The 25358-nt window shown below is 47.5% G+C and carries 28 protein-coding genes; 8 read left to right on the plus strand and 20 right to left on the minus strand.

Annotated elements, in window-relative coordinates; translation table 11 throughout:
* Positions 1-10: 10 nt before the first annotated feature.
* The 11 genes from FHW36_RS27030 to FHW36_RS27080 form a co-directional block, all read right to left on the minus strand.
* A complete protein-coding gene (locus FHW36_RS27030; RefSeq protein WP_145673907.1) occupies positions 11-982 on the minus strand; it encodes a GSCFA domain-containing protein in 972 nt (323 codons plus the stop codon).
* A 9-nt stretch (positions 983-991) separates the two neighbouring features.
* Entirely contained in the window at positions 992-1843 is an 852-nt protein-coding gene (locus tag FHW36_RS27035) for a hydroxymethylglutaryl-CoA lyase (RefSeq protein ID WP_145673909.1), read from the minus strand.
* A gap of 17 nt (positions 1844-1860) precedes the next feature.
* The gene (rlmB, locus tag FHW36_RS27040; protein ID WP_145673911.1) at positions 1861-2682 is read right to left on the minus strand and encodes a 23S rRNA (guanosine(2251)-2'-O)-methyltransferase RlmB; all 822 of its coding nucleotides are present in this window, start codon (positions 2680-2682) and stop codon (positions 1861-1863) included.
* Between the two features lie 19 nt (positions 2683-2701).
* The gene (locus FHW36_RS27045) at positions 2702-3265 is read right to left on the minus strand and encodes an NUDIX domain-containing protein (protein WP_145673915.1); all 564 of its coding nucleotides are present in this window, start codon (positions 3263-3265) and stop codon (positions 2702-2704) included.
* A gap of 25 nt (positions 3266-3290) precedes the next feature.
* Positions 3291-3731: a GNAT family N-acetyltransferase gene (locus tag FHW36_RS27050; protein WP_145673918.1), complete on the minus strand. Its 441-nt coding sequence runs from the start codon at positions 3729-3731 to the stop codon at positions 3291-3293.
* 129 nt (positions 3732-3860) lie between these two features.
* Positions 3861-4781 (minus strand): EamA family transporter, encoded by a 921-nt coding sequence (locus tag FHW36_RS27055; protein WP_145673920.1) that lies wholly within the window; start codon positions 4779-4781, stop codon positions 3861-3863.
* Positions 4774-6192 (minus strand): pyridoxal phosphate-dependent decarboxylase family protein, encoded by a 1419-nt coding sequence (locus FHW36_RS27060; protein ID WP_145673922.1) that lies wholly within the window; start codon positions 6190-6192, stop codon positions 4774-4776. The genes FHW36_RS27055 and FHW36_RS27060 overlap by 8 nt, the downstream gene beginning before the upstream one ends.
* A 108-nt stretch (positions 6193-6300) precedes the next feature.
* Positions 6301-6786, minus strand: coding sequence for a methylated-DNA--[protein]-cysteine S-methyltransferase (locus FHW36_RS27065; RefSeq protein ID WP_222429201.1), 486 nt, complete (start codon positions 6784-6786; stop codon positions 6301-6303).
* A 9-nt stretch (positions 6787-6795) separates the two neighbouring features.
* Positions 6796-7704: a DNA-3-methyladenine glycosylase family protein gene (locus FHW36_RS27070; protein ID WP_145673924.1), complete on the minus strand. Its 909-nt coding sequence runs from the start codon at positions 7702-7704 to the stop codon at positions 6796-6798.
* A 58-nt stretch (positions 7705-7762) separates the two neighbouring features.
* Positions 7763-8203, minus strand: a complete 441-nt coding sequence (locus tag FHW36_RS27075; protein ID WP_145673926.1) for a carboxymuconolactone decarboxylase family protein — start codon at positions 8201-8203, stop codon at positions 7763-7765.
* Between the two features lie 20 nt (positions 8204-8223).
* Positions 8224-8571 carry a nuclear transport factor 2 family protein gene (locus FHW36_RS27080; protein WP_145673928.1) on the minus strand — a complete coding sequence of 116 codons (348 nt, stop codon included), beginning with the start codon at positions 8569-8571 and terminating at the stop codon, positions 8224-8226.
* Positions 8572-8668: 97 nt separating this feature from the next.
* On the opposite strand from FHW36_RS27080, the gene FHW36_RS27085 reads away from it, so the two are divergent.
* Both FHW36_RS27085 and FHW36_RS27090 read left to right on the plus strand, forming a co-directional pair.
* Positions 8669-10102 (plus strand): aminotransferase-like domain-containing protein, encoded by a 1434-nt coding sequence (locus FHW36_RS27085; protein WP_145673929.1) that lies wholly within the window; start codon positions 8669-8671, stop codon positions 10100-10102.
* A gap of 65 nt (positions 10103-10167) precedes the next feature.
* Positions 10168-11598 (plus strand): aminotransferase-like domain-containing protein, encoded by a 1431-nt coding sequence (locus FHW36_RS27090; protein ID WP_145673931.1) that lies wholly within the window; start codon positions 10168-10170, stop codon positions 11596-11598.
* 6 nt (positions 11599-11604) lie between these two features.
* Here the strand turns inward: FHW36_RS27090 and FHW36_RS27095 are convergent, their stop codons facing one another.
* The gene (locus FHW36_RS27095; protein WP_186452622.1) at positions 11605-12429 is read right to left on the minus strand and encodes an alpha/beta hydrolase; all 825 of its coding nucleotides are present in this window, start codon (positions 12427-12429) and stop codon (positions 11605-11607) included.
* A gap of 84 nt (positions 12430-12513) precedes the next feature.
* Here FHW36_RS27095 and FHW36_RS27100 point away from each other — a divergent pair, with 84 nt between their 5' ends.
* Positions 12514-12882 carry a winged helix-turn-helix transcriptional regulator gene (locus FHW36_RS27100; protein WP_145673932.1) on the plus strand — a complete coding sequence of 123 codons (369 nt, stop codon included), beginning with the start codon at positions 12514-12516 and terminating at the stop codon, positions 12880-12882.
* A 51-nt stretch (positions 12883-12933) separates the two neighbouring features.
* On the plus strand, positions 12934-13584 hold the full coding sequence (locus FHW36_RS27105) for a hypothetical protein (RefSeq protein ID WP_145673934.1): 651 nt from the start codon (positions 12934-12936) through the stop codon (positions 13582-13584).
* A 236-nt stretch (positions 13585-13820) separates the two neighbouring features.
* Here the strand turns inward: FHW36_RS27105 and FHW36_RS27110 are convergent, their stop codons facing one another.
* The 4 genes from FHW36_RS27110 to FHW36_RS27125 all read right to left on the minus strand — a co-directional run bounded on the left by FHW36_RS27110 (position 13821) and on the right by FHW36_RS27125 (position 16688).
* Positions 13821-14576, minus strand: coding sequence for an SDR family oxidoreductase (locus tag FHW36_RS27110; protein WP_145673936.1), 756 nt, complete (start codon positions 14574-14576; stop codon positions 13821-13823).
* A 20-nt stretch (positions 14577-14596) separates the two neighbouring features.
* The gene (locus tag FHW36_RS27115) at positions 14597-15352 is read right to left on the minus strand and encodes a glucose 1-dehydrogenase (protein ID WP_145673937.1); all 756 of its coding nucleotides are present in this window, start codon (positions 15350-15352) and stop codon (positions 14597-14599) included.
* 136 nt (positions 15353-15488) lie between these two features.
* Entirely contained in the window at positions 15489-15758 is a 270-nt protein-coding gene (locus tag FHW36_RS27120) for an ArsR/SmtB family transcription factor (RefSeq protein ID WP_145673940.1), read from the minus strand.
* A gap of 39 nt (positions 15759-15797) precedes the next feature.
* A complete protein-coding gene (locus FHW36_RS27125) occupies positions 15798-16688 on the minus strand; it encodes a helix-turn-helix domain-containing protein (RefSeq protein ID WP_186452623.1) in 891 nt (296 codons plus the stop codon).
* Between the two features lie 214 nt (positions 16689-16902).
* Between FHW36_RS27125 and FHW36_RS27130 the strand changes: the two genes are divergently transcribed.
* Positions 16903-17376 carry a hypothetical protein gene (locus FHW36_RS27130; protein WP_145673944.1) on the plus strand — a complete coding sequence of 158 codons (474 nt, stop codon included), beginning with the start codon at positions 16903-16905 and terminating at the stop codon, positions 17374-17376.
* A 40-nt stretch (positions 17377-17416) separates the two neighbouring features.
* Here FHW36_RS27130 and bla read toward each other — a convergent pair whose 3' ends face one another.
* Complete coding sequence (bla, locus tag FHW36_RS27135; RefSeq protein WP_145673946.1) at positions 17417-18316, minus strand: class A beta-lactamase, subclass A2; 900 nt, start codon at positions 18314-18316, stop codon at positions 17417-17419.
* 117 nt (positions 18317-18433) lie between these two features.
* Here bla and proB point away from each other — a divergent pair, with 117 nt between their 5' ends.
* Both proB and FHW36_RS27145 read left to right on the plus strand, forming a co-directional pair.
* A complete protein-coding gene (gene proB / locus FHW36_RS27140; RefSeq protein WP_145673948.1) occupies positions 18434-19468 on the plus strand; it encodes a glutamate 5-kinase in 1035 nt (344 codons plus the stop codon).
* Positions 19469-19481: 13 nt separating this feature from the next.
* Positions 19482-20729, plus strand: a complete 1248-nt coding sequence (locus FHW36_RS27145; protein WP_145673951.1) for a glutamate-5-semialdehyde dehydrogenase — start codon at positions 19482-19484, stop codon at positions 20727-20729.
* 43 nt (positions 20730-20772) lie between these two features.
* Here the strand turns inward: FHW36_RS27145 and FHW36_RS27150 are convergent, their stop codons facing one another.
* Both FHW36_RS27150 and FHW36_RS30630 read right to left on the minus strand, forming a co-directional pair.
* Complete coding sequence (locus tag FHW36_RS27150) at positions 20773-21846, minus strand: class I fructose-bisphosphate aldolase (RefSeq protein WP_145673953.1); 1074 nt, start codon at positions 21844-21846, stop codon at positions 20773-20775.
* Positions 21847-21895: 49 nt separating this feature from the next.
* The gene (locus tag FHW36_RS30630) at positions 21896-22063 is read right to left on the minus strand and encodes a hypothetical protein (protein ID WP_186452624.1); all 168 of its coding nucleotides are present in this window, start codon (positions 22061-22063) and stop codon (positions 21896-21898) included.
* A gap of 285 nt (positions 22064-22348) precedes the next feature.
* Between FHW36_RS30630 and FHW36_RS27155 the strand changes: the two genes are divergently transcribed.
* Positions 22349-24082, plus strand: a complete 1734-nt coding sequence (locus FHW36_RS27155; protein ID WP_186452625.1) for an ATP-binding response regulator — start codon at positions 22349-22351, stop codon at positions 24080-24082.
* A gap of 7 nt (positions 24083-24089) precedes the next feature.
* On the opposite strand, the gene FHW36_RS27160 is transcribed toward FHW36_RS27155, so the two are convergent.
* A complete protein-coding gene (locus tag FHW36_RS27160; protein WP_145673957.1) occupies positions 24090-25223 on the minus strand; it encodes a terpene synthase family protein in 1134 nt (377 codons plus the stop codon).
* Positions 25224-25358 lie beyond the last annotated feature (135 nt).

Here is a 25358-nt window from a genome sequence, read left to right on the forward strand (position 1 = left end):
ACAGAGATACTTACTGAAAATAGGCCAGCAAATCATCCAGTGGCAACTCCGGGTGTTCGCCCATCAATTGTTTCACCCTGGCCGCATAGGTATGCAAAAACTGCTGGTGTTGCGGACTTTCGGGGTTAAACGGCCGGTGACGGGCAGCCCTGTTTAATTCGGCAATACGGTGCAGCAATTCCTGGCTGCCCTCACTGATACATCCTTTCACTACCCGCTCCCATACATACTGAATCGCCTGCTCATTCGGATGCACCATATCCTCTTTGTAAAACCGGTAATCGCGCAAATCATCGATCACCAGTTCATAGGCGGGGAAATAAAAGAGGCGGTTGAATTTATTGACCAGGTGATGTACCGCCTGCAGCAATACTGCTTTACTGAGATTGTTTTCCACCACCCCATCGCGGATATACCGCACTGGGCTAACGGTAAAGAGTATATTAATTTTCCGGTTGCGGAAAAATAACCGGTGCATCATGTTATCGAGCGCCGTTACAATTTCATCGACCGTTAATAAACGCTTGTAAAAATTCCCTCCCGGCACTTTATGACAATTGCCTACCAGGCGGTTGTTTTCCTTTAGCACATAGGCATGTGCGCTACCCAGGGTGATAATGAGCCAGTCGGCATGATCGATGGCGCGCACCGCAGCAGTTTGCATGCCCTGTATGTGGTCCAGCGCGGCTTCCGGCGTAAGCCCGGAAAAGCGGCTGTGATGGTCCCAGCTATTCCAGGAATCGTTGTGCTGGAAAAGATCTTCGCGGGTGTATACCTGCCCATCCATATAGCTGGTAAGCGCTTTGGTGATGCTGAGCGGATTATATAAAATACCGTGGGGATTGATCAGTGTATTAAACCGGTGCTCCTGTAACTTTTCGCCTATCTCTTCTGCAAAGCAGGAGCCCATCAGCAACAATTCCTGTTGATACTGGATGGTTGCCGGAAGCGGTGTTACCGGAACATTCAAATGAAACTGCATGATTGACAATTAATCTTTAAAAACGGCATCAGCCAGTAGCTGTGCCTTGCCCAGGGCCTGCATATCCAGGGGCAGTGATTCCCCGTGTTCCTGGCAGAAAGCGATCAGGTTTTCTGTGGCCAGGTTGCCCACCAGTTCATCTTTAGCCATGGGGCAGCCCCCTATCCCTTTAATGGAACTATCGAAACGCCGGCAGCCCTGATCATAGGCCGCCTTGAGCTTTTCTTCCCAGTTGTGGGGCGCCGCGTGGAAGTGCGCGCCAATCTCCACCTGCGGGTAAGCCGGCACCAGGTGTTTAAACAAACCGGTGATCGTAGCCGGATCAGCCACCCCTACGGTATCTGCCAGGGAAATAATACCGATGTCCATCTTCACCATTTCTGCTATCCACTCCAGCACTATTTCCGGGCTGTAGGGATCTCCATAGGGATTTCCAAATCCCATGGAGATATAGATGACCAGCTCCCTCCTGTTTTTAATGCAAAGCTCCTGCATGGAATGCACCTGTTCGAGCGATTCGGCAATGGTTTTATTGGTATTCCTCAACTGGAAAGTTTCCGATACGGAAAAAGGAAAGCCCAGGTAACTGATTTCATCATATACCACGGCTTCTTCTGCTCCGCGCAGGTTGGCTACAATAGCGAGCAGCTTGCTTTTGGTACGCGATAAATCCAATTGCGGCAGCACCTCTTTCGTATCCGCCATCTGGGGAATGGCTTTAGGAGAAACGAAACTGCCAAAATCAATCGTATCAAAGCCCACCTGCAGCAAAGCATTGAGATATTTTACCTTTTCATCAGTACTGATCATCCGGTGCCATCCTTGCATCGCGTCGCGCGGGCATTCAATTAATTTTAGCATAACAAACCTTTTGCTCCCTAAATATTGATGGTTCTTTGTTTCAGCGCTTCATACAGGATAATCCCTGCTGCTACCGATACATTAAAAGATTCGAAGTTACCTGCCATGGGTATACGAAACAACACATCAGCAGCTTTTATCAGGGCAGGATATACCCCTTTGTCTTCCGATCCCATAATCACCGCTACCGGCTCTTTCAGGTCACAATCATATAATTTTATTTCCGTTTCCATTTCACTGGCCAACACCTTGATCCCGTTGAGATGCAGGGTATCAATAGCTTTGTTGAGGCTGTTCACCCGGCAAACGGCAATTTTCTCCAGCGCACCAGCGGAAGATTTCATCGCTTCTTCATTCAATGCAGCGATGCCCTTGTCAGGTATGATAATGGCTTGTGCCCCACAGCAAACCGCGCTGCGGGCAATAGCGCCTATATTACGTACATCTGTAATACCATCCAGTATCAGGAACAGGGGCGTTTCGCCCTTATCGGTAACATGAGAAATCACATCCTGTAAATCCAGGTAGGTAACGTTGGCGGTAATCCCGATAATTCCCTGGTGGTTTGCCTGGGTAAGGCCGTTCAACTTCTCTACCGGCACATAATTTACCGGGATATTATTGGCTTGGGCCAGTTCCCGGATTTGAGGGATAATATCGCCGGTGGCCGTACGCAGCATAAAAATGCGCTCAATAGGCTTACCCGTACTCAGTGCTTCCATCATCGGCTGACGACCAATAATCATAGACGATTGCTTGGGCCGTTGGGTAGCATATTTCTTCGGCCCTTTTGAGCCCTCTTTTCTTTCACCTCTGAAAGCATTAAATTTCCTTTCCATTGCTGCAAAGGTAAAGGGTTTATTTGTTTAATAAGCCTTCATACATCATTAGCTTCACTTTTTGTATAGCCGCTACAGACAGCGAATCGGTGATCTCAAAGCGGTCTACCATCCGGTAGGCTTCTTCAAAAGGCACCTTCTTCACCATCAGCTGCTCTGTTTCCTCCGGCTCTGCCTGCCGCTGCTCCAGCCCCCGGGCCAGGAATACCACCCCGGTTTCATCTGATACCGAATTAGACAACGCCAGCCGGGTAATTACTTCCCAATGCCTGGCTACCAATCCTGTTTCCTCCAGTAATTCCCTTTTGGCCGCATCCAGTGCCGGCTCACCCAGTGGACCACCTCCCTCGGGAATTTCCCAGCTATATTGTTCGAGTGGAAAACGATATTGCCCCACCAGGTAAATGTTGTTCTCCTCGTCCAGGGCTACTACCCCAATGGCCTGATTCTTAAAATGTACTACGCCATAAATGCCCTGTCCACCAGTGGGATTCAATCCTTCATGATGCCAAACGCTAATCCAGTTGTTGTCATACTTCGTTTCCCTTGAATGAATCGTCCACGGGTTCTTTGTTGTGTCCATCTCTTAAATAGAAAAATATTGAATACTACAGGGACTTATAATAGTAGAAGGAATTAACATCCTTCTTAAATCCTTCTTTCTCATACAGTGCCTGCGCTGTAGTATTGGCAATATAAGTTTGTAACATCAGCCAGGCAGCATTTGTTTTTTTACCGTAATTACTGGCCGCATCCAGCAGCGCCTTCCCGGCTCCCTTGCCGCGATGCTCTTCCAATACATACAGATCATTCAGCAACCACCCTCTTTTCATTCCCAGGGAAGTAAAGATGGGATAAAGCTGTGTAAACCCGATGATCTCCTCTCCCAGTAATACTACAAATATAACGCTGTCTTTTTGGGCAATCCGCTCGGTGATGAAAGCCAATGCACCATCGAAATCCGGAGGTTGCTCATAATAAGCGCGGTAAGCTTCAAACAAAACCGCCACTTCATAAATATGTAACTCTGTTGCCTGAATAACTTCCATAGTTCAAATATTTAACTGAATACCTACTCAATTTAACGCATTTCGCTAATAGAAAAAAAGATGTCCTGTCCGGTAAAAACCGGGGCGAACATCTGGCTAAACTTCTACCTTAAAAAATATAGCTATTACTTATTTTGTTGCCGCAGCAAGTGTTTTCTTGTGTTTATTAAATGCATTATTTACCAGGAATACGCCGCCTATCGTTACCAGCGAACAAATACCTGTGAGCCAGGTCAGTTGTTCATGCAGGATCAACGCTCCCAGCAAAACAGCTACTACCGGGTTAATGTAAGCATACACAGATACCTGTGCCGGCGGCAGGTTATTCAGCGCAAATACATAAGCGGAATAAGAAAATACCGATCCTACCAGTACCAGGTACAACAGGCTTTCCCAGAGTTCTGTGGTAAAGGCGCTCGGCTCCAGGTGCTGCCCCAGGAACAACCGGGCTACCACCAACATCACTACACCGCTGAACACCATCTGGAATCCTGCCCCATAGAGATAATTTACGCCCAATGCCCAGCGGGCCGTAAGCACAGATCCCAGCGCCCAGAAGATGCAGGAACAAAATGCGATCAAAATACCAAACTGGAAATCAGGGTTCATTAAATTCGACAGGTAATTATAAAAGATGCCGGCCACACCGCCGAAGCCCAGTATCATACCAATAATCAGCTGTAAACTAAGCCGGGTGCGCTGCACCAGGAAATAGCTGGCAATGGTGATCCAGAGTGGAATGGTAGCCGCTATAATGGCGCCCAGTCCGCTGGGAATATATTGCATGGCCCAGGTAAGCAAGCCATTGCCACCGCAAAGCATCAAGGTGCCGATCACAAATAATTTCGACAACACCATTTTTTCAGGTAGCTTATATCCGCGCAACAAAAAAAATCCGGTAATCAACGCCCCTGCTACCGCCTGCCTCAATCCTGCCAGCATCACGCCGTGTATATGTCTTACGCCCACCCTCGACGCCAGGTAAGTGGTGCCCCAGAAAATACTTACAATTGCCAGCGCGATGTAAGCATTTGTATTCGATTTACGCATAACTGTATTTATTCACAACTTGTTCTGCTAAAATTTTCATGGTATCGTATACCAGTTGCACATCTTTTCCGGTTGTTCTCCAGTTCACCAATGCCGCCCGGATGGCTTGCCGCCCCTGGTATACCGTGGCCGTCATGCAAGCTACCCCCGATCCATTGAGCGCGGTCAGGAACTCACTCACCGCCCTGGCTTCATCTGGTGGTGCTACATTCAGGGTGAAACACACCACGCAAAGCCGCACAGGCGACAACAGCACAAACCGGGGATCTGTTTCCAATAAATGTCCCAGCTGACCAGCAAGGTTGATATTATTTTCTACCAGCTGCCGGTAACCATTCTTACCATAGGCCATCAGGGAAAACCAGGCAGGCAAAGCGCGTACGCGACGCGAGTTTTCGGGTACATAGTTGATGAAGTTAAATTGTGCGGCCGGATCACCCAGGTATGCCGCACCGGCATTCTGGAATACGACCGACTGCAACTGTGGATGCCGGCAAAAAATCATGGCAGCATCATAGGGAACATTCAGCCATTTATGCGCGTCGATAGTAATGCTGTCGGCCTGCTCCCAACCTGCCAGCAAGTGTTTCCACTGATCGCTGCAGGCGGCAAATCCGCCAAAAGCAGCATCTACATGCAACCAGAATGGGTAACGTTCCCGCAGTTTTACCAGCGCGGCAATGTCATCAAAATCTACCGTGTTAACGGTGCCCGCATTGGCTACACAAATAATCGGTTCACCGGTGTGCGCAGCCAGGTATTGCTCCAACGCGGCTACATCCACTTGTTCGCGGCCAGGTACTACCGGGATGTGCACCATATTACTCCTTCCCATGCCCAGCATTGACATGGCCTTTCCTACGCTGGAATGCGGGGTGCCGGAAATCACTTTGAGCCCCGGTAAGGCAGCTACACCATCTTTAGCCACATCCACGCCCTGCTGCAAACCAGCCCATTGCCGGCCTACAGCCAGTCCCGTGAAATTGGACATCGTAGCTCCCGTTACAAAGCAACCCAGGAAGGACTCCGGCAATCCCAGCAACTCTTTCAATAAGCTAATGGTTTCCGTTTCTATATAAAAAGCAGCGGAGGTTTTATCAGATGAATTCAGATCCATGGCCGAAGTAAGCCAGTCGCCCATCAAGGAGGCCGGCGTTACACCGCCGGTTACAAATCCCCAGTAGCGCGGACCTGCAGGTGCAGTGAGACTATTACCATACTGCTGCCGGAACATTTCCAGCGCAGCCGCGCCTCCCGCCCCACTATCGGGCATGGATATACGACAATTGACCGCTATCTCTTTGTCAGCGGCCAGCTTATCTATCGCGGATAAAAATTTACTGCTGAAATCTTTGGTTAACTGTAATAACTGATCTGTATGTTTCAGGTCGTCCTGCAATTTTGTATCCATGACTAGGCAATATATAAATGAGATATATCGGTGCTGATTCAGGGTCAAAATTGAGACAAATAACTATCTTAAAACAGATGCAGTTTTTAAAATTTTGAGCATATCAGATTAAACAAGGCCGGTAAACAAATCTGTTCTTTCATGTTCGAGCAACCAACGTTTGCGCCATAGTCCGCCGGCATAGCCGGTCAGTGTACCATTGCTGCCTATCACACGATGACAGGGCACAATAATGGCCAGCCTGTTTTTCCCATTGGTAGTACCCACCGCCCGGATACTTTTGGGATTATGAATACGTTTGGCGAGTGTTTGATAAGAAATGGTATGCCCAAACGGGATCTCCAGCAACTGTTGCCACACCGATTGCTGGAAGCCGGTACCTTCCTGGAAAATAGGCAGGTCAAATGTTTTACGCTCGCCTCCGAAATATTCATATAATTGCTGGGCACAATCCAATAGCAACGCTGGTGGCTGCGGGAAGTCCACAGCCGGTGCTTCGGTGAACGATACCGCATTAATAAATTCCCCTGTACCACTGATGAGCAATGGTCCTACGGGACTGTCTATACGCAGATGATGCATTCCTTCTTCCATGAAAATAATCTACTGGGGTAATAAAGATCTCCACAAATAAAACGTGGCATATGCTGCATGCTCCTTCCAGGGTCGGGTATACTCCTGCAATGCTGGCATGGAAGGTTTGCGCTCCAAATGTAATCTATTTTTTATCGCATTTTGCAGGCCTACATCTTCCAGTAGAACAGACTGCGGGAAACGGCGGTATTTCATGAGGGCGTAGTTGGCCGACCAGTTGCCGATGCCTTTCATTGCCACCAGGCTTTGTAACGCTTCTTCATAGCTCATGGCATCCAGGCCTGCTTCACTCAAATGGCCGCTGGCCATCTGTTTGGCGGTTTCCACCAGGTATAATGCCTTACTGCGGGAAAACTGCATGGGCGTTAACTGTTCCGGCTCCAGGGCTGCTACTACCACAGGATGCGGATACAGGTAATAGTCGGTATGATCTACCACGGCATGATAACCAAAATGCGTGATAAACCGCTGCCGCAATGTATAAGCAAATGCCAGGTTGATCTGTTGCCCGATAACGGGCCAGCTGATGGCTTCAAACAAGTCGGGCATACCGATCAGCCGTAGTCCCCGGTACTCGTCTGCCAGTCCCTTTAACAACGGATCTTTCACCGTATAATCGTAAAACGGCTGCAGGTTGGCATCGAGGTGCCACCAATGGGTAATATATTTTATAATCGGTGCTTCTGCTACGGGTACGTTCAATGGCGCCAGCACGGTTACTTCCAGGTGGCCGGCGGAAGCGCCGGGGGCTATTTCTATCACCACCGGTTCACCGTCCGACAATAACATGCGCCGCACCTTACCCTCCACGATATAATGCAAACATTCTTTATCTGACCTTCCCAGGAAGCGCAAACATTCCTGGAAGGAAAAGTTTTGCGGATCGTTGATCGGCACTTTTATCTTTTGCAAAGCCATGCACAAAAATACGTAAATGAGTATGGTTACATTTACGGATTCTTGCGATTTTTTCCACTTATCCCACCGGCTGCGTCCTGGAAGTTACGGCCACACGGTTCCAGGCGTTGATCATCACAATCGCCAGGGTGATGTGCGCTACTTCTTCCGGGGTAAATACTTTCAAGGCATTGTTATATACATCATCCGGTACGTGTGAAGTACTTACCAGGGTTACCGCTTCTGTAAGCGCCAGGGCAGCACGTTCTTTGTCGGTATAATAAGGCGCTTCATGCCAGGCGTTCAGTCCATAAATGCGTTGTTCCGTTTCTCCCATTTTACGGGCGTCTTTGGTATGCATATTCAAGCAAAAGGCGCAGCCATTGATCTGGGACGCCCGGATCTTGATCAGTTCCGACAGGGTTTTGTCCAGCCCGGTGCTGTCTACAAAATCCTGCAATCCCATCAGGGCCTGCATGGAGCCCGGTGCTAACTCATAAATATCCATTCTTGCTTCCATCTTTATATCTCTTTTAATTATTAATAAAAAAATTGTTCCCGGACAATTTTGCCATCGGCTACATGATATATGCACAACTCGTTGCGCGTTCGGCGTCCGAAGCCTTTGATGGTGACGTCTACCAGCAGCTGGATGGCGAAATAGTCGTCGGCCACTACCGGTTCTGAAATTTCCAGCAGGTGCCTTTCTTCGATGCTGTCGAGAAACTGGCGTTCTTTGGCCATTATGGCGGGCAACCCCTCGGTAATACGCCCGTCGGGCTCTATGTTTACCGCGGCTTCATGGAATAGCGTGGCTTGTGCTTCCGGGAATTTCCATTCCCGGCAAAGGGCCACCAGGTTATGTGCGAGTCGTTTAACCACCGTCATCATGATTGATTTACGGGTACAAAATAACGGCAATAAATATCACCAAAACAGATACAGATTTACCAATATTAAACCATAACAGTTTACCTTTGGCGAGATGAAAAAAAGCAACGGATTCATATATCTTAAACTGGCAGAAAATATCCAGCATATGATCAGCGAAGGTGTATATGCAGCGGGCGATAAGCTACCATCTGTGCGCTCCTTACATCTGGAACATGGCGTTAGTATCAGCACGGCGTTACAGGTATATACTCACCTGGAGAAAAAGGGATGGGTAACTTCCCGGGAGAAATCGGGTTATTTTGTGCGCTATGCGCGGCAAATGAGGCCACCACTGCCTCCTGTTACCAATCCTGCTCCCAGGGCAGGCAGGGTACAGATCAATGAAAAGCTGGCGGTGTTCCGGAAAACGGCACGATCTGAGAAAACTATTTCCCTGATCGGCGCTTCGCCCGACACGTCGCTGATGCCGGCCACCAAGCTGAAGAAAGCGTTGCAGCTCGCCTCCCGGGAACTGGATAATTCGTTTATCCCTTACGGTGATATTACCGGCCACGAACCTTTCCGGCGGCATATTGCAAGGCATTGCCTCAACTGGGGCAGGGCCTTCTCTCCCAACGAAATTATTGTGACCAATGGCGCCATAGAAGCGGCGTCTCTTTGCCTCCGGGCCGTGGCCAATGCCGGTGATACCATTGCCATTGAATCGCCCACTTTCTTTGGGCTGTTGCTGGCCATAGAAAGCCTTGGCATGAAAGCGCTGGAAATTCCTACCGACCCCGTTACCGGCGTAAGCCTGGGTGTACTGGAAGATGCCTTCAAACAAAAAAAAGTACAGGCCTGCCTGTTCGTGAGCAATTACAGCAACCCACTGGGCAGCTGCATGCCTGATAACAGCAAGGAACAACTGGCCAAAATGCTGCAAAAATACCAGGTGCCGCTGATAGAAGATGATGTGTATGGCGACTTGCACTTTGCACCGGAACGTCCCCGCACTATCAAATCTTACGATGAAGAAGGACTGGTGCTCTACTGCTCTTCCTTCTCCAAATCCATTGCCGCCGGGCTGCGCATCGGTTGGGTGATTGGCGGTCGCTATCATGAAAAAATAGCGCAGCTAAAATTCATGAGCTCCGCCGCCACCGGCATACTCCCACAGCTGGTGCTCACCAAATTCCTGGATCAGCAACGGCTGGACCTGCACCTGAAATCGCTGCGGCAGGCTCTCAGCATGCAAACCATGCAGGTCACCAAAGCCATCCAGGAATATTTCCCGGAAGATACCCGGCTTACGCGCCCCAACGGCGGTATCAGCCTATGGGTAGTGCTGCCCCCCAAAGTAAATACCTGGCAACTGCACGATGCGGCTGTAGCACAGGGCATTACTTTCACGCCCGGCGCCCTGTTTTCCAGCCAGCACCGCTACCAAAACTGTATCCGGCTTACCAATGCCAACCCCTGGAATGATGACCAGGACTGGGCTATCCGCACCATCGGTCAACTCAGCCAACAACAGCTTAATGGATAAGGAAGAAAAAATAGGTTAAAACAGATGGCATTTTTGTACTTTTGACCATATCAGATAGTATTGCCATGATAAAAACTGCCGATCACCTGTATCTCCAGGTAGCTGATAACATTGAACAGCTGATAGAAAAAGAAGTGATGAAAATAGGGGAAAAACTGCCGTCTGTCCGCATGCTGAGCAAGCAACAGGGCATCAGTTTATCTACTGCCTTCCAGGCGTACTATCACCTGGAAGGAAAAGGATTGATCGAGTCCCGCCCCAAATCGGGTTATTACATCCGCTTTAATTCTAAACGCATGCCTGCGCTACCGGGTACCTGCGCCCCGGTAAGAAAGGCCAGCGAAGCTACGGTAAGCGATATGGTGATGGAAGTGTTCAGCCACATGCGCAATCCGCAGATCCTGAACTTTTCAGTGGCCACACCGCCGGCAGATCTGTTGCCGGCAGCTAAAATGGCGAAAGCAGTGACGCATGCACTACGCAACCTGCCCAACAATGGCATCGGGTACGAAGCGCTGCAGGGCAATGCCCTCCTACGCGGACAAATAGCCCGTACCTCCCTGGCCTGGGGCGGCGCTTTCACCGCCGATGACGTAGTCACCACCAGCGGTTGCATGGATGCCCTCACCTTATGTCTCACGGCCGTTACCCAACCCGGTGATACCATCGCCATTGAAAGTCCCGCCTACTACGGCTCTATGCAGCTGGCCGAAAGCCTGGGACTGAAAGTGCTGGAAATCCCTACGCACCCCGTATCGGGCGTAGACCTCGACTATCTCGACAAAGCCATTCCCCGTCATAAAATCCGCGCCTGCCTGTTTGTAACCAACTACAACAACCCGCTGGGCTCCTGCATGCCGGATAAGAATAAGAAGATGCTGGTAGACATCGTGGTTAAATATGATATCGCCCTGATAGAAGATGATATTTACGGCGACTTATACTTCAGCAAACAACGCCCCGTGAACTGTAAAACGTTCGACAAACACGGGCATGTACTCCTGTGCAATTCATTTTCCAAATCGCTGGCGCCGGGCTACCGAGTGGGCTGGACTATGCCGGGAAAATATAAAGAGAAGGTATTGCTGATGAAGCAAAACCACTCTATTGCCTGCGCCTCACTGCCACAGGCCGCCGTAGGGCACTTCCTGGAAATGGGACGCTATGAATTTCACCTGCGTAATCTCCGGAAAATGCTGCATACCCAATGCCTGCGGTATTCCCAGGCCATCAGCGAATACTTCCCGGAAAGCACCCGCATCTCCCGGCCCCAGGGCGGCTGCGTATTGTGGATAGAACTGGAAGAATCGATAAATACTTTCGAACTATTCCAGCAGGCGCTGAAACATAAGATCAGCTTCTGCCCCGGCAGAATTTTCTCCCTGCAAAATAAATACAACAACTGTATGCGGATCAGCTTCGGCAACGCCTGGAGCAAGCAGGTAGATGATGGACTGAAAACATTGGGAAAACTGATCCGGAAGATGAGCGTGTAACGGCGGTTATTCTTTCAGGCTTTGCCGGAAGTAAATAAAATGATATTCGATAGACGTGTGCCAATAGGCGGTATTATGATCTCCCGGGCGACTGATAAATGTAGTGGGAATCTTTAGGCTATCCGTTTGTTGCTTCAATTGCACGGAAAGTGGATACAACACATCTTCCGTACCACAGTCAAAAATAAATGGTTTCCGAAAATCAGGATGCTGACGTAAAAGCGTGGAAATGCTGTATTGGCGCCAGTCCGTGGTTTCCGGGTTACCGATAATTTTAGCCAGGTCGGCTACCATCCTATTGGATTGCCAGAATAGCTGGCTTACCCGTTGAAAATTTGGGTAGTCAATTTCCAGGGCACCGCTGGCTGCTCCTGCGGTATTGAAATAATCAGGATGTAAAATAAAATACCTCAATGCGCCGTAACCACCCATACTCAGCCCGCTGATGAAAATATTTTTTTTATCTACCTTAAATGATCGCTGAACTTTTGGCGCCAATTCTTTGAAAAAAAAGTCTTCATAAAGCGCGGTTTTATCGATAGGGCTGTTGATATAATAAGATGTGAAGCCATCTGGAGCAACGATGATAAAATTATATTGATCTGCCAACTGCTGAAGATTGGTTGTCTTCGGCCATTGCCGGTAGTCTTCGCTATAGCCATGCAAAAGATACACCACCGGGTATTCCCGGGCGTGTTTATACCAGGAGGGCTTGAATATTAAAACGGTGTCTGGCCGCTTGAGATGATCGGAAGCGATGATCCATCTTTCCTGTGCATTTGTCGTCCTATTCATCAGGCACACCAGTGCTACTACTATCAGGTTTTTCATTTTCGTACTTTTGCAGCAAAGTTCAGCAGGCGGCATATCGTTTGCAATAACGAACAAATTTGTTAGTCTAAAATTTTGTGTACGATGCGAAAAGAACATTCCACCAATGCCATGAATGAGCAGTTCCTGTTCGGGGTATGCGAGCTAAATTCAGCCATAGCCGTGATCAGCGGGCGTTGGAAGTCGCAGATAGTATATTCTGTTTCGCGGGGCTATAACCGGTTTCATTTATTAAAAAGGGAGTTACCTAATATCTCTGAACAGGTGTTAGGCAGGCAGCTTAAAGAACTGGAAACACATGCCATTCTTGTAAAAAAGGAAATTGCCGGCACCGTTCCTATCGGCATTGAATACATTCTTACCAATAAAGGGCTGGACCTGGTGCCTATCCTGGAAAGCCTATGTAACTGGGGAAAGACATATGAAGGAAAAGAAATTGCCGCCTGTAGGTAATATATCTGATATCAATCATTTCTGTATTTTTGCTGCCTATCTTAAAAAACTATGCTTTATAAAAAAACCTACCTGGCTTTGTTAGCCTGCAGTCTTGTTGCCTGTAGCAAATCAAAAAAGAATACTACGAAAGATGATGATCCGGCCTCGCTCAATAGCTTATCTGTAAGCATTGAAGGCGATATCAACAAACAAATACACTTAACCGGGACGGATGTAGGCGTAGGCCTGCTCGGCTTTACCAAAACCAATTTAAAGGGATTTGCCCTGGTGGCTAATGTAATCGTGAATGGTAAAAGCGTGTTGACCGCCAACAGTGGGTTGGCTACTATCCCTTTCACTACGGGAGTGGAGCAGAAAGCAGCGCCCGGAGGGGTTAGCCAGTCGACCGGCAATAGCACAAAGAATTATTCTGGTATGGACTACTTCCTGTTTTACGATACCGATCCGAATCAAAAAAACAGCATGACTTATATCACGCTACGCCAGGTGCAGGATACGGCCAATTTATTGAAGATAAGCGGGGAGTTTCATTTCAATGCAGCCAGCTCTTCTTCCAACCTGTCTGATGCCTGTACCACGGAAGCCATTGCCCATAGCGGCCGTATCCCGATGTACAATCCCGATGTTTGCGGTGCTACCAAACTACGTGTAACCGGTACGTTTACCGTATACCTGGATAAGAAAACGCAACAGCCATAAAAAAGCGGTGCGTTGTTAATGATAACAGCGCACCGCTCCACTATTACACCTACAACTAAAAAATCTGTAAAAGTTGCCGCCAGACGCCTGTATAGCAAGCGGCATCCGGCGGGCAACCAATGGGATTAACACCTAAACAACCGTTATAACTGTAAATCAACAAAGAAAATCTTTTAAAGTCCTTGCTGCCGGTGCAGCATTTGCACAATGCTGCACACTGCAACGCCCAGGATCATTTATGAACCAATCAACGGGTGTACCATAAGGCCACCGTCTACATTATATTCTGCACCAGTAATAAACGATGCTTCGTCTGAAGCCAGGAAGGTGACCATGTTAGCGATATCTTCCGGTTGCCCTAATCTTCCCAGCGGCGTAATGCTGCCAATATGTGTTCTGAACACGTCGGGCATCCCTACTTTTTCCAATAAGGGGGTTACCACTACGCCAGGATTCACTACGTTAACCCGGATCTTCCTGGGGGCCAATTCCCTCGACAATGTTCTTCCCAATGAATTCAGTGCTGCCTTGCTGGCCGATACCACGGTAGCATTAGGCGTGCCCGAATAGGCATTCAGGGCCGACAACAGGGTGATAGAGCCGCCATCATTGATCAGTGGCAGTAACCGCTGGATGGTGAAGAAAGCGCCTTTAAAGTTCACATTCATCAATTCATCGTACAACTCCGGCGTTACGTTGCCAAAGGGCGACAGTTTGGCTACCCCTGCGTTGATAAACAGGCTGTCTATTTTCCCGTAGCGGCGTTGAACATATTCTGCCAGTTTTTTTGCATCTTCCGGCACGGCCTGGTCGGCCTTAAATCCTTCGGCAGGGTGCCCGAGTGCGTATACGGCCTGTTGTACCGCACCCGGATTACGTCCTGTTATCAATACCTTTGCTCCTTTCCTTAAAAATGTGGCTGCTGTTGTATACCCTATACCGCTGTTACCGCCCGTGATAACAACTACTTTATCTTTCAGAGATGATGACATGAAATACTGTTTTTTTAAGATTAACCAATGAGGGGATGAACACTAAAACCGCCATCGATATTATATTCTGCACCGGTGATGAAAGAGGCTTCATCAGAAGCGAGGAAGGATACCAGTTTGGCAATTTCTTCCGGCTGACCTATTCTGCCGGCAGGTAATTTCTTCGCCATCTCCTCTTTATTAATCGCCTCTTCGGGAATGCCGGCCTTTTGCAGGATAGGCGTTTCCACCGGACCAGGATTGACTACATTGACCCTAATTTTACGACTGGCCAGTTCACGGGATAATGTACGACCCAGTGAATTGAGTCCCGCTTTGCTGGCGTTGTAGATCGATGCGCCTGGCATACCGGCAAGGGCGTTGATGGAGGATAATAAGATGATAGTGCCTCCGTCTTTTATCAGCGGAAGTAAGTACTGTACCGTAAAGAAGGCGCCTTTCAGGTTGATGTCCATGAGCCGGTCGAATGATTCTTCTGTTACTGCTGAAAAAGGCCCGAAATTGGCGATACCTGCATTTACAAACAGGATGTCAATCTTTCCATAACGGTCACGTACATACTCCGCTAATTTTTGTGTATCTGCTATCTTTCCCTGATCCGCTATAAAACTGTCTGTGTCATTACCCAATGTACCCGCTGCCTGCTGTACGGCTTCCGGGTTACGTCCTGTGATTAATACTTTTGCGCCCTTCGCCAAAAAATCTGCTGCTGTGGCATATCCTATTCCGCTGTTGCCTCCTGTAATTACCGCTGTTTTATGTTGTAACTGTCCCATCCTATTGATTCATTTAAGATTATCGATATAATTACTTTAAAAAAAAGAGAAATTACTTTCTCATTAATCCATTAATTTAAAAACTTCAATGTATTTACCTATAAAAAAAGCCGGTGGTAACCTGCCCGTTGGCCCCTCAGCTTAGTTGTAAAAAGAACATGGACAATTGCTTCATCATCTCTTTATTGAGCGTTAACTCCACAATTCTGCCATTTTTCGAGGAATTCAGCACCCCACTATCCACCAGGATCTTTACATGGTGCGACACTGTTGGTTGCGACAAACATGTAAACTCACATACATCACCACAAATCAGCTTGCCCTTCTTAACAACCTCCATGATTATAGATAACCGGTGCTTGTCTGCGATGGCATTTGCTGCTTTTTCTATAACTGCTAAATCCATAGAACAAAAGTAATACTATTTTCCAAATATCGAAATATTTCAATGAATATTTTTTTCCAGCATATTTTTCCGGTCCTGCATTTTCTCCCTCCGATATGCTGCCGGCGTAAGCCCGTGGTACTTCTTGAACAAACGGCTCATATGACTTTCATCCGTAAACCCCAGCTCGTCCGCTATCTCCCCGATAGTTAAATCGCTATGGGTAACCCTTAGCTGTACCAGGTTCAGCTTATAATTTACGATGTACTGCTGCAGGCTCTCCCCCGTTTGCTTCTTGAAAAACTCTCCTATATAGTTAGACGACAGGTGGAACACCGACGCCAGGTACTCCTGCTTCAGCAACTCCGGCTGGTAAATATGCTGCCGGATATGCGCTACCAGGCGGTTAATCAGCGACGACTCCGCCGTATTTTCTCCCAGGTTCACATCTTCTGCTACATTTCTCGCCACAATGTTGAGTAACAAGGTTACGTAATGCTGTAAATTATCCTGGTAATAAGGCGGCTTGTGCTCATACTCTTCCACCATATTGTCGATCAGCGACGCAATCATCCTACAATCGTTCGTATGCCGGATCTGCAACTGCCCCTGCCGGTTATGCGCAAAAAACAGGTATTCCAACTGCCGTAACCATTCCTCCAGCCGGGCCTTCTGCTGCGGCACCTGGCTTAGTCCCATAAACAACTCGGAAAAGCGGATAGACACAAACTCCGTGGCAGCTCCTACTTCAAAGCCCCGGCAGTCCTGCGGCGTAAACAGGAATATACTCCCTTTATCATAAGGCAACCTGTTCTGGTTAATAATACGAAAACCACTCCCCTCGCGGATCTGCATGATCTCAAAGAAATAATACACCTTCGGTGCTACATCCCAGGCCGACATATCTGCCTGGGTTAACTCAAATGGTGTATGTAGATTACGTGCGCCCATAACCTGCGAAATTACAATAATCACTCCGGATACCAACATGATAACGATTATGGGGCCGGACAAGCGCCCGGGAGGCATTCCGGAGCGTGCACAGATTATCCTTTTATGATGAAATCTTAATTATTGCCAGCGGTATATTTTTATACTATCTTTAGGCGCCGGCGGCTGTTGATCTACTCAACAGCCGTGTTATTAAATATGCCAAACTATTACTATGAAAACCATCAAGAAGCATCTCATCCTGCCAGTAGTAGCACTTTCCGCGTTTACTGCCTGTCACGATACCAAAGCGCCGGAAGAAAAAGTTCATACGGAATCTGCGCCGCCACTACAGGCTGTTGCAGAAAATGAAACTACCATCACACGCCCTTGCGCCGTGTTATATTCACCTGATAGCATTAAACTGGAAAAATTAAAAAAAGATAACGGGGAAGAAGCCTTTTACACGATTGCCGACGATAACCAGAACTACATGACAGATGCGCGTAACTTCCTCGAAGGCAAAGGCGTAAATATACTGGAACCTGCCGGCGGAAAGATGACCTTTCGTTCTCCGAAAAATCAACCTACAGAACTGGATCTGAATGATAAAAAATACAACTGGGAAATATGGTTGTATGATGGTAACAAATTACACAAAGTAGATGTTACTGATATCGAAAATGAGTACGCAAAATACATGAAATAAATACCTGCCAGGAGAAGGATCCTTCCGGATCGTTCTCCTGTTATTTCCAACTATCCCACACTGCTTTCGCAATCTTCGCAATCGTAGCATCCCGCTCCTCATCATTCGCCTTTGAATCGGATACAAATACAGCAATTGCCATATGGGTACCATTAGGCAACGTAATAATGCCTACGTCATTGTTGGCAGCCGTTACGCCGTCTACCGTCCATGACGTGCCAGTTTTGTGCGCTACTTCCGTTCCTTCGGGAAGTAATCCCTTTAGCCGTTTAGCCCCCGGTCCGGAAGTAGTCATCAGGTATAACAAATGCTCTTTACTGGAATCTGATAACACCGGGTCCTGGAAAAATTTCTTTAGCAGCTGTACCATGGCGGCAGGGGTAGACCAATTCCGGTACTGTACCTGTAAATTTTCTTTATGCACCTGTGCTTCTTCCAGGGTGGCAATGTTGATAGACCGGATGCCCAGCCCATGTACATAAGCATTCACTTTTTCCGGTCCGCCCAGCAACTTAAACAATATATCGCAGGCGCTGCCGTCGCTTTTACGTACGTTGTAATCCAGCAGTTCGCGTACCGTAAGGCTTACATTGCCGTCGGGGTATTTGTCGCGGAGTGGGCTCACGCCCGCCGTGGTGAGATCCGTCTTGTTGATATCCACCGGTTGATCCAGTCCTACCTTCCCGGCATCTACCTGTTGCAATACCGCCATAGATACCGGGAACTTGTACACGCTCTGCATGGGAAAATGCTGGTCGCGGTTAAACGATACCGTGTCATTCGTTTCCAGTAATTGTGCATACACGCCTACTTTTCCAGATATATTTCCGGCGATATCGGCAATCTGCTGGCGGAGTGTAGGATGACGATTACCGGATTGCGCCAAAACGTTCAAACAAGCTATGGTGGCTGCTACAGAAAATATATAATGTTTCTTCATATCGATGATAATGAAAATATAAACGCTAATATAACAGATAATTCCGGCGACCCGGTAAATTTTACATTTAGAATTTCGCCGCCTTAATATTATTTTAGGCGCCAAATCGAGGACAAATTGAGCAAACCGATACTTGTTATAAAATTTGGGACGGCTTCTATCACCCATCAAAATGGGGACCTGGACGAAACCGTTATTGCCGGCATCGCGCGGCAGGTGGCCGAATTACACCAGGATTACCACATTGTGCTGGTATCATCGGGGGCAGTAGCCGCCGGCAAACAGTTTTTACGCCAGTACAACGGCACCATCAGCGAGCGTAAAGCCGCTGCCGCCATCGGGAACCCGTTGTTGCTGAACAAATACAGCCGCTACTTTGCGCCGTATAATATCGCTGTGGCCCAGAGTCTCTGTGAAAGAACGCATTTCTCCGACCGCAACCAGTTCCTGCAACTGAAGCGCACTTACGAGGAATTGTGGGCCAGCAACATTATTCCCATTGCCAACGAAAATGATGTGGTGAGCAGCCTGGAGTTAAAATTCTCCGACAACGACGAGCTGGCCACCTTGATAGCCGTAGGTTTTGGCGCTTCGCTCCTGCTCTTCAGCACGTCGGTAGCCGGTGTGCTGGACCGGGAAGGGAAGGTGGTGCCGCAGATAGATGTTATTGATAAAGCCGCGCTGGGACTGGCCGACAAGGAAAAATCGGCCCTGGGACTGGGAGGTATGGTGTCTAAGCTCACCTTTGCCCGTTTAGCTACCCGCATGGGCATCCGGGTGGTCATTTTTGGTATTCGTACGGAAGATGGGATACTCAATGCCATAGCAGGCAAAACAGGTACCTTGTGCCTGCCTCAACCCTGCAGCATGCCTGCCCGTAAGAAGTGGCTGGCCAGCGGCAGCCTGGTTACCGGCCGTATACAGATAGATGCGGGCGCGCAAAAGGCGCTGGAAAAACGCCACAGTCTCCTGGCAGTGGGCGTAAAAGCTGTTCTCGAAAAATTTGAATGCGGGGAAGTGATCGAAATCGTGAACGAAGACCAGGTAGCCATCGCCGTAGGCAGGGCTAAAATCGCTTCCGACGTATTGGATACTCATCATAAAGCACAGAATACAGAGGTAGCACATGCCGATGATATTGTGTTGTTATAAACGGAAATAAATCATGCAAACGATACAACCATTACTGGAAAAGGCACAGCAGGCAGGCGTATCCATACGCACCTTACCTGATGCGGAGAAACAGCTGCTCCTGCGGCGACTGGCAGCCGTGATCCTGATTCAATCGGACGCCATTACCGCTGAAAATAAAAAAGACCTGGACCGTATGCCGGATGAAGATCCTAAAAAGGACCGGCTCCTGCTCACCGAAGCCCGTATCCGCGACCTGGCCACCAGCCTGGAAGCGATTGCCGGCTTGCCCGATCCCGCCAACGTGCTCCTGCTGGAACGCACGCTGGACAATGGTTTGCTTGTACAGAAAAAAACCGTCCCCCTGGGCGTGGTAGGCGTTATTTATGAATCACGCCCCAATGTAACCGTCGACGTAGCAGCGCTCTGTATCCGTTCCGGTAATGTGTGTGTATTACGTGGCGGTACCGATGCCTTTCATACCAACACCATCCTCGTACAGCTGATACAAACGGTATTAAAGGAGTTTGGGGTAGATGAAAACGCTGTGCAGCTGCTGCCTACAGACCGTAACCTGGTAACGGAAATGCTGACCGCAGTAAAATATATCGATATCATCATCCCCCGTGGTTCTGAGCAGCTGATCGAATTTGTAAGGGCCAACTCCCGGGTACCGGTCATTGAAACCGGCGCGGGTGTTTGCCATACCTACGTGGAAAAAACGGCGGACTTACAACAGGCTGCCACCATCGTTACCAACGCTAAGGTGTCCCGCCCTTCTGTATGCAACGCGCTGGACACCGTACTGGTAGATGAAGCCGTAGCAGCAGACTTCCTGGCCCTGCTGGCGCCACAGTTGCAAGCCTATGGAGTAGACATCTACGCCGATCCTATCGCCTTTGGCATTTTACAGCAACAACAATACCCGCGGTTATTTGCCGCGGCGCCGGAAGATTTTGGGAGGGAGTTTTTATCGCTGAAATGTTCCGTGAAAGTAGTGCCCGACACCACCGCTGCGTTGTTGCATATACAGCATTTTTCCTCCCGCCATTCCGAGGCGATTATCTCAAAGGATACGGCCGTAAGTGAGCGTTTCCTCAATGAGGTAGATGCGGCGGCAGTTTACGTGAATGCGTCAACCCGGTTTACCGATGGAGGCGTATTTGGCCTGGGTGCCGAAATAGGTATATCCACGCAGAAACTCCATGCCCGCGGGCCATTTGCGTTGGAGAAGCTGGTAACAGAGAAGTGGTTTGTATATGGTAATGGCCAGGTGAGATGAGATAAGATAAGAATAGCCCCGCATGGCGCGGGGCTATGTATCACTAGGCAATTGTAATTTGTTCGTTCAGGTATACATCCTGGATGGCATTCAGCAGAGCGGCTCCTTCTGCCATAGGACGTTGAAATGCCTTACGTCCGGAGATTAATCCCATACCGCCGGCTCTTTTATTGATGACTGCCGTGCGTACAGCTTCTGCCAGGTCGGCCGCCCCTTCTGACGCACCACCGGAGTTGATCAATCCCATACGTCCCATATAGCAGTTAGCTACCTGGTAGCGGCACAGGTCAATTGGGTTATCCGAGGTTAACTCAGTATAGATGCGTGTATCCAGTTTACCGTAGGAAGAGCTGCCGGTATTTAATGCCTTGTATCCGCCATTTACTGTAGGTAATTTCTGCTTGATAATATCCGCCTGGATGGTTACACCGAGGTGATTGGCTTGCCCGGTAAGATCGGCCGACAGGTGATAATCCACATCTTTTTTGAAGGCATCGTTGCGCAGGTAGCACCAGAGAATGGTCGCCATACCCAGTTCATGCGCCCTTTCAAAAGCCTGCGATACTTCCACCAGCTGCCGGTCGGATTGTTCGGAGCCAAAATAGATGGTGGCGCCTACTGCTACGGCTCCTAAATTCCACGCTTCTTCTACGGTGCCATACATTACCTGGTCGGCCCGGTTGGGATATGTGAGCAGTTCATTGTGATTGATTTTAACAATGAATGGAATCCGGTGCGCATAGTGCCGCGATACGGCCGATAGCACGCCGAAGGTGGAAGCCACCGCATTGCAGCCGCCTTCTATCGCCAGCTTCACAATATTTTCAGGATCAAAATAAGCGGGATATTTCGCGAAAGAAGCGCCGGCGCTATGCTCTACGCCCTGGTCAACCGGGAGTATCGACATATAGCCGGTACCGGAGAGTCGCCCGTGATTAAACAGTTGTCCCAGGCTGCGCAGCACCTGTGGGTTGCGGCTGGAAGGCAGGTAAATCTTATTTACCGTATCAGGACCTGGCAGATGCAGCAAGTCTTTGCTGATGGTCTTGCTTTGATGCTGCAGGAGGGTATCGCTTTCTTTTCCTAATAATTCGCTGATTTTTTCCAAGGATAACATAAGCTTTACTTTTTTGGTACAACTAATTTAAACATTTAATAGCATCCGCTTAGTACGGAGTAGGACTCTTGGGTGTAGGCTTGTCATCCCGTTCTTCCGTTACCAGTTCTGTGCCTTCAAAGGCGCCGCCAGAGCCGTCGTGAATAACAGGTTCTTCTTTAACCGGTGCCGGTTCCACTGATGTTGTTTCTTTGTTAGGAGTAATATTCATGGCCATAATGACAAATGTAAGGATTACGGGGAAAATGCAGGTCTGGGGGAGGTTTTGAAAAAAATAATGATAATTTGATGTTAGGAGGAAATACTATAACTTTGGATGGTAGGTATCCAACCCCTTAAAAAGGATACCCGGAAGAATTAGCACTGGAAATCAACCCTCAGAAGATCATTAATGCGTTATGAACTAAGACATTTACCTACAACGAGACTTAAACATTTGCTTACTGATTAAGTCTGTTTCGAATTTAATGCTGCTAAATCCTACGACTACTTAATTATGACTATGAAAATTATAGAAAGACTAAAAACAGTCTTCAGAAAAATAACCAAAACCGGTACAGAGGGAGTAAATGATGATGAGCTGGTTGCAAGAATAAAGCTTGTAAATACCCTCAGTCTCGTGTTAGCTACGCTTATCTTCATTGTAGGAACTACATTCATCATTATAACACCGCAGTTGTCTATTATCATTCCAAGCAGCATCGAATTTTTCGCAACATTGTTTACTATTTATTTGAACCACAAAAGACGTTATTGGGCAGCTGCAGCGAGTACGTTCCTCATTCAGTGTGTTGCGTCAGTTTATTTCGGTATACTGTTGAGCAACATCATTGAACTACAGGCAATGATCATATTCCTGATATCTATTATTTACCTGATATTCCAGGACCGCCCAACGAGGAGGGTTGCTCTGGTAGTAGCGATATGCATTTTGACTATGCTGGAAACCTACTATCATTATCATTTGGTATCTACCATCCCATTGAATATACATGCCGCCTATATCTTCCGTTTATCAGCGATGTTTGGCGTTTTAACCCTGATCATCGTTGTTAGCAGACCGTACATTCATAGTAACGACTTCAACAAACAATTAAAAAGAAGTAACCATTTTAAGAAAATATTTGTCTACCAGGTAACACATGAACTCAGAACCCCGTTAAACGCCATCTATGGTGTGGCTCAATTATTAAAGCGGGAAATAAAATTAGACGAAAACCTGAAAAGTATAGAGCTATTGATAGATCAACTGCTACTAGCGAGTAACCATACGAGGAACATCGTCAATGATGTACTGGACATGGCACAAATAGAATCTGGAAATACTGAAACTACCTCCAATGAAGCCTTTGAGATAACTCCATTCATTGAAAAGCTTGTAGATGTAAGCAGGGTAATCGCTAAATCGAGAAATATTAAAATTAAACTTAGTATCAGCGAAATGCCACAGGTAATTATTGGTGATGCGTTAAAACTAAACCAGGTAGCCACCAACTTATTGGGAAATGCTATCAAGTACTCCGACAAAGGCTCCACTATTAATTGTTATATTACCGGCAATCAAACAACCTGGTCGCTGCATATCGTTAATATGGGAAATCATATTCCGGAAGAAAAGCTTAAAACTATATTCGATCCTTTTACCACAGACAAGCGGAAATATACAGAAGGTGCTGGTTTGGGACTCTATATTGTGCAAAATAAGGTCAATTCAATGAACGGCACGATTACGGCAGAAAGTAGTCCCTCAGGAATTAACAGCTTCAAAGTGGTGCTACCGCTAACTGCCGGCAGCCTGGAAGATATTCAACTGGATATCCTGGAAGAAGACGCCATTATAGATCTGAGTGACATCCACGTGATCGTGGCAGAAGATAATGAAATGAGTGCGATGCTGGTTTCCAGGTTTCTAAAACAAATAGGTTGTTCTGTTTGCCTGACAGCAAATGGCTCTGAGGTCCTTGAAGCTTGCCAGAAACGTATTCCCGACATTATTATCATGGACTATCACATGGATATTATGGACGGAAAAGACACTTTAATACGTTTAAAAAGAAATCCGCTACTTAAGAAAATACCCGTTATAATCGCCACTGGCGATGCCTTCCTGGAGTCCCGCGATCAAATGATAGCCGCAGGTGCAAGCGCTTTTGTTGAAAAGCCGCTTGATTACAAGTCCCTGGTAAAGATTCTCAACCAACAATTACATCCACTCAGTGGCGAATTACAGGAATAATGCTTAATTAGACAGCAGCAGCCGTAACGGGAGCCAGTTGTGTTTCTTTCCACATGGAATTGACCCTCTTATACCGTTTTGTATAAACTTGCCACATCCAGCTTGCCTGGACGCATCTTTCAAGCCCTCCAATGTGAGCATCCAGCTTGTCAACCATTTCCGTGTCCGCAGGTAACCGCTGATAACTCCGGGTCCGCACCCTGTTAACCAACACCGTAAATTCCAATAGTAGTTGCTGTACAATTCCGGCTGATTTTAAAATGACCTCTTCTAGCGTGAGGTTAGTGTCATTTAGCGCCATAATCATCAACAAATTTGAATCTGAGCTGTTGTCAATCACTTCTTTTTCGAAAGAGAAGAGATCATTCATCAAGCAGCCAATGGCAGCAGTAACGTACTGCAAACGCTGCATATCTGACGAGATATTCACATTGTCCATCCACTCCCAATCCAAAAATTGCCCATCGCTGTATTCAATTAACTGAATCGTGTGATGCATACCGGAAATATGCCCCCTCATATCAATATACTCATCAACGCTGGGAATACGTCCCATTGTATTAGTATTGCAGTCTAAATGCGTAACATCGATATGATAATTGTACATCTTGCGAAATGCCTCAAACCATCTTCCAGGCGAAGTATTACGGATATCTGACATCATTTCTGCATTGGCTCTTTCGACATCAGCAACATCGGGCTGGCAAATAAATGGGCTATCTAACCTTGCCATATGCTCCCTTATCACATTGCATTTTTGCTGTTCCGCCGCGCTGAGATGTGTAAAAACCTCCCTTCCCATGGTATCATTCAGGTAGAAATCAACTGTACAATTCTTGAGGATGTTGATCATACGATACAAATTAGCTGTTGGGAAAAGATATATCGCGCAGGTTACGTAATGCTCCGCGTTCTCCAGCCAGATATCGTATTTTTCGCAAAACTCCTGGGCTGCCCTTTTTAATTGGCGTGAATACGGGTGCGGTCTGAATGATTGGCAAAATTCATCCAACCGGAACTCATCATGATTAAATAGTTGGAATAACGAAAAGCATACGTCTCCATTCGCCATCATTGCTACATACTCTTTTTGCATTTTTTGCATTCTGGAATGGGCCAGCATCTGAACATTGTGTTTCATAATTGTTTGTTTTGAGTAAAAAAGAAAAGATGAAAAACCAATTTTTAATAAGGTCCTGATTTAAGAGAGGGCTGTGTCTTGCAGGTTCAGCTAAGGGATGAAAAGGTATACCGGGAAATAGTTTGAACAAATATA

The organism is Chitinophaga polysaccharea (assembly GCF_007829335.1).
GTDB lineage: Bacteria > Bacteroidota > Bacteroidia > Chitinophagales > Chitinophagaceae > Chitinophaga > Chitinophaga polysaccharea_B.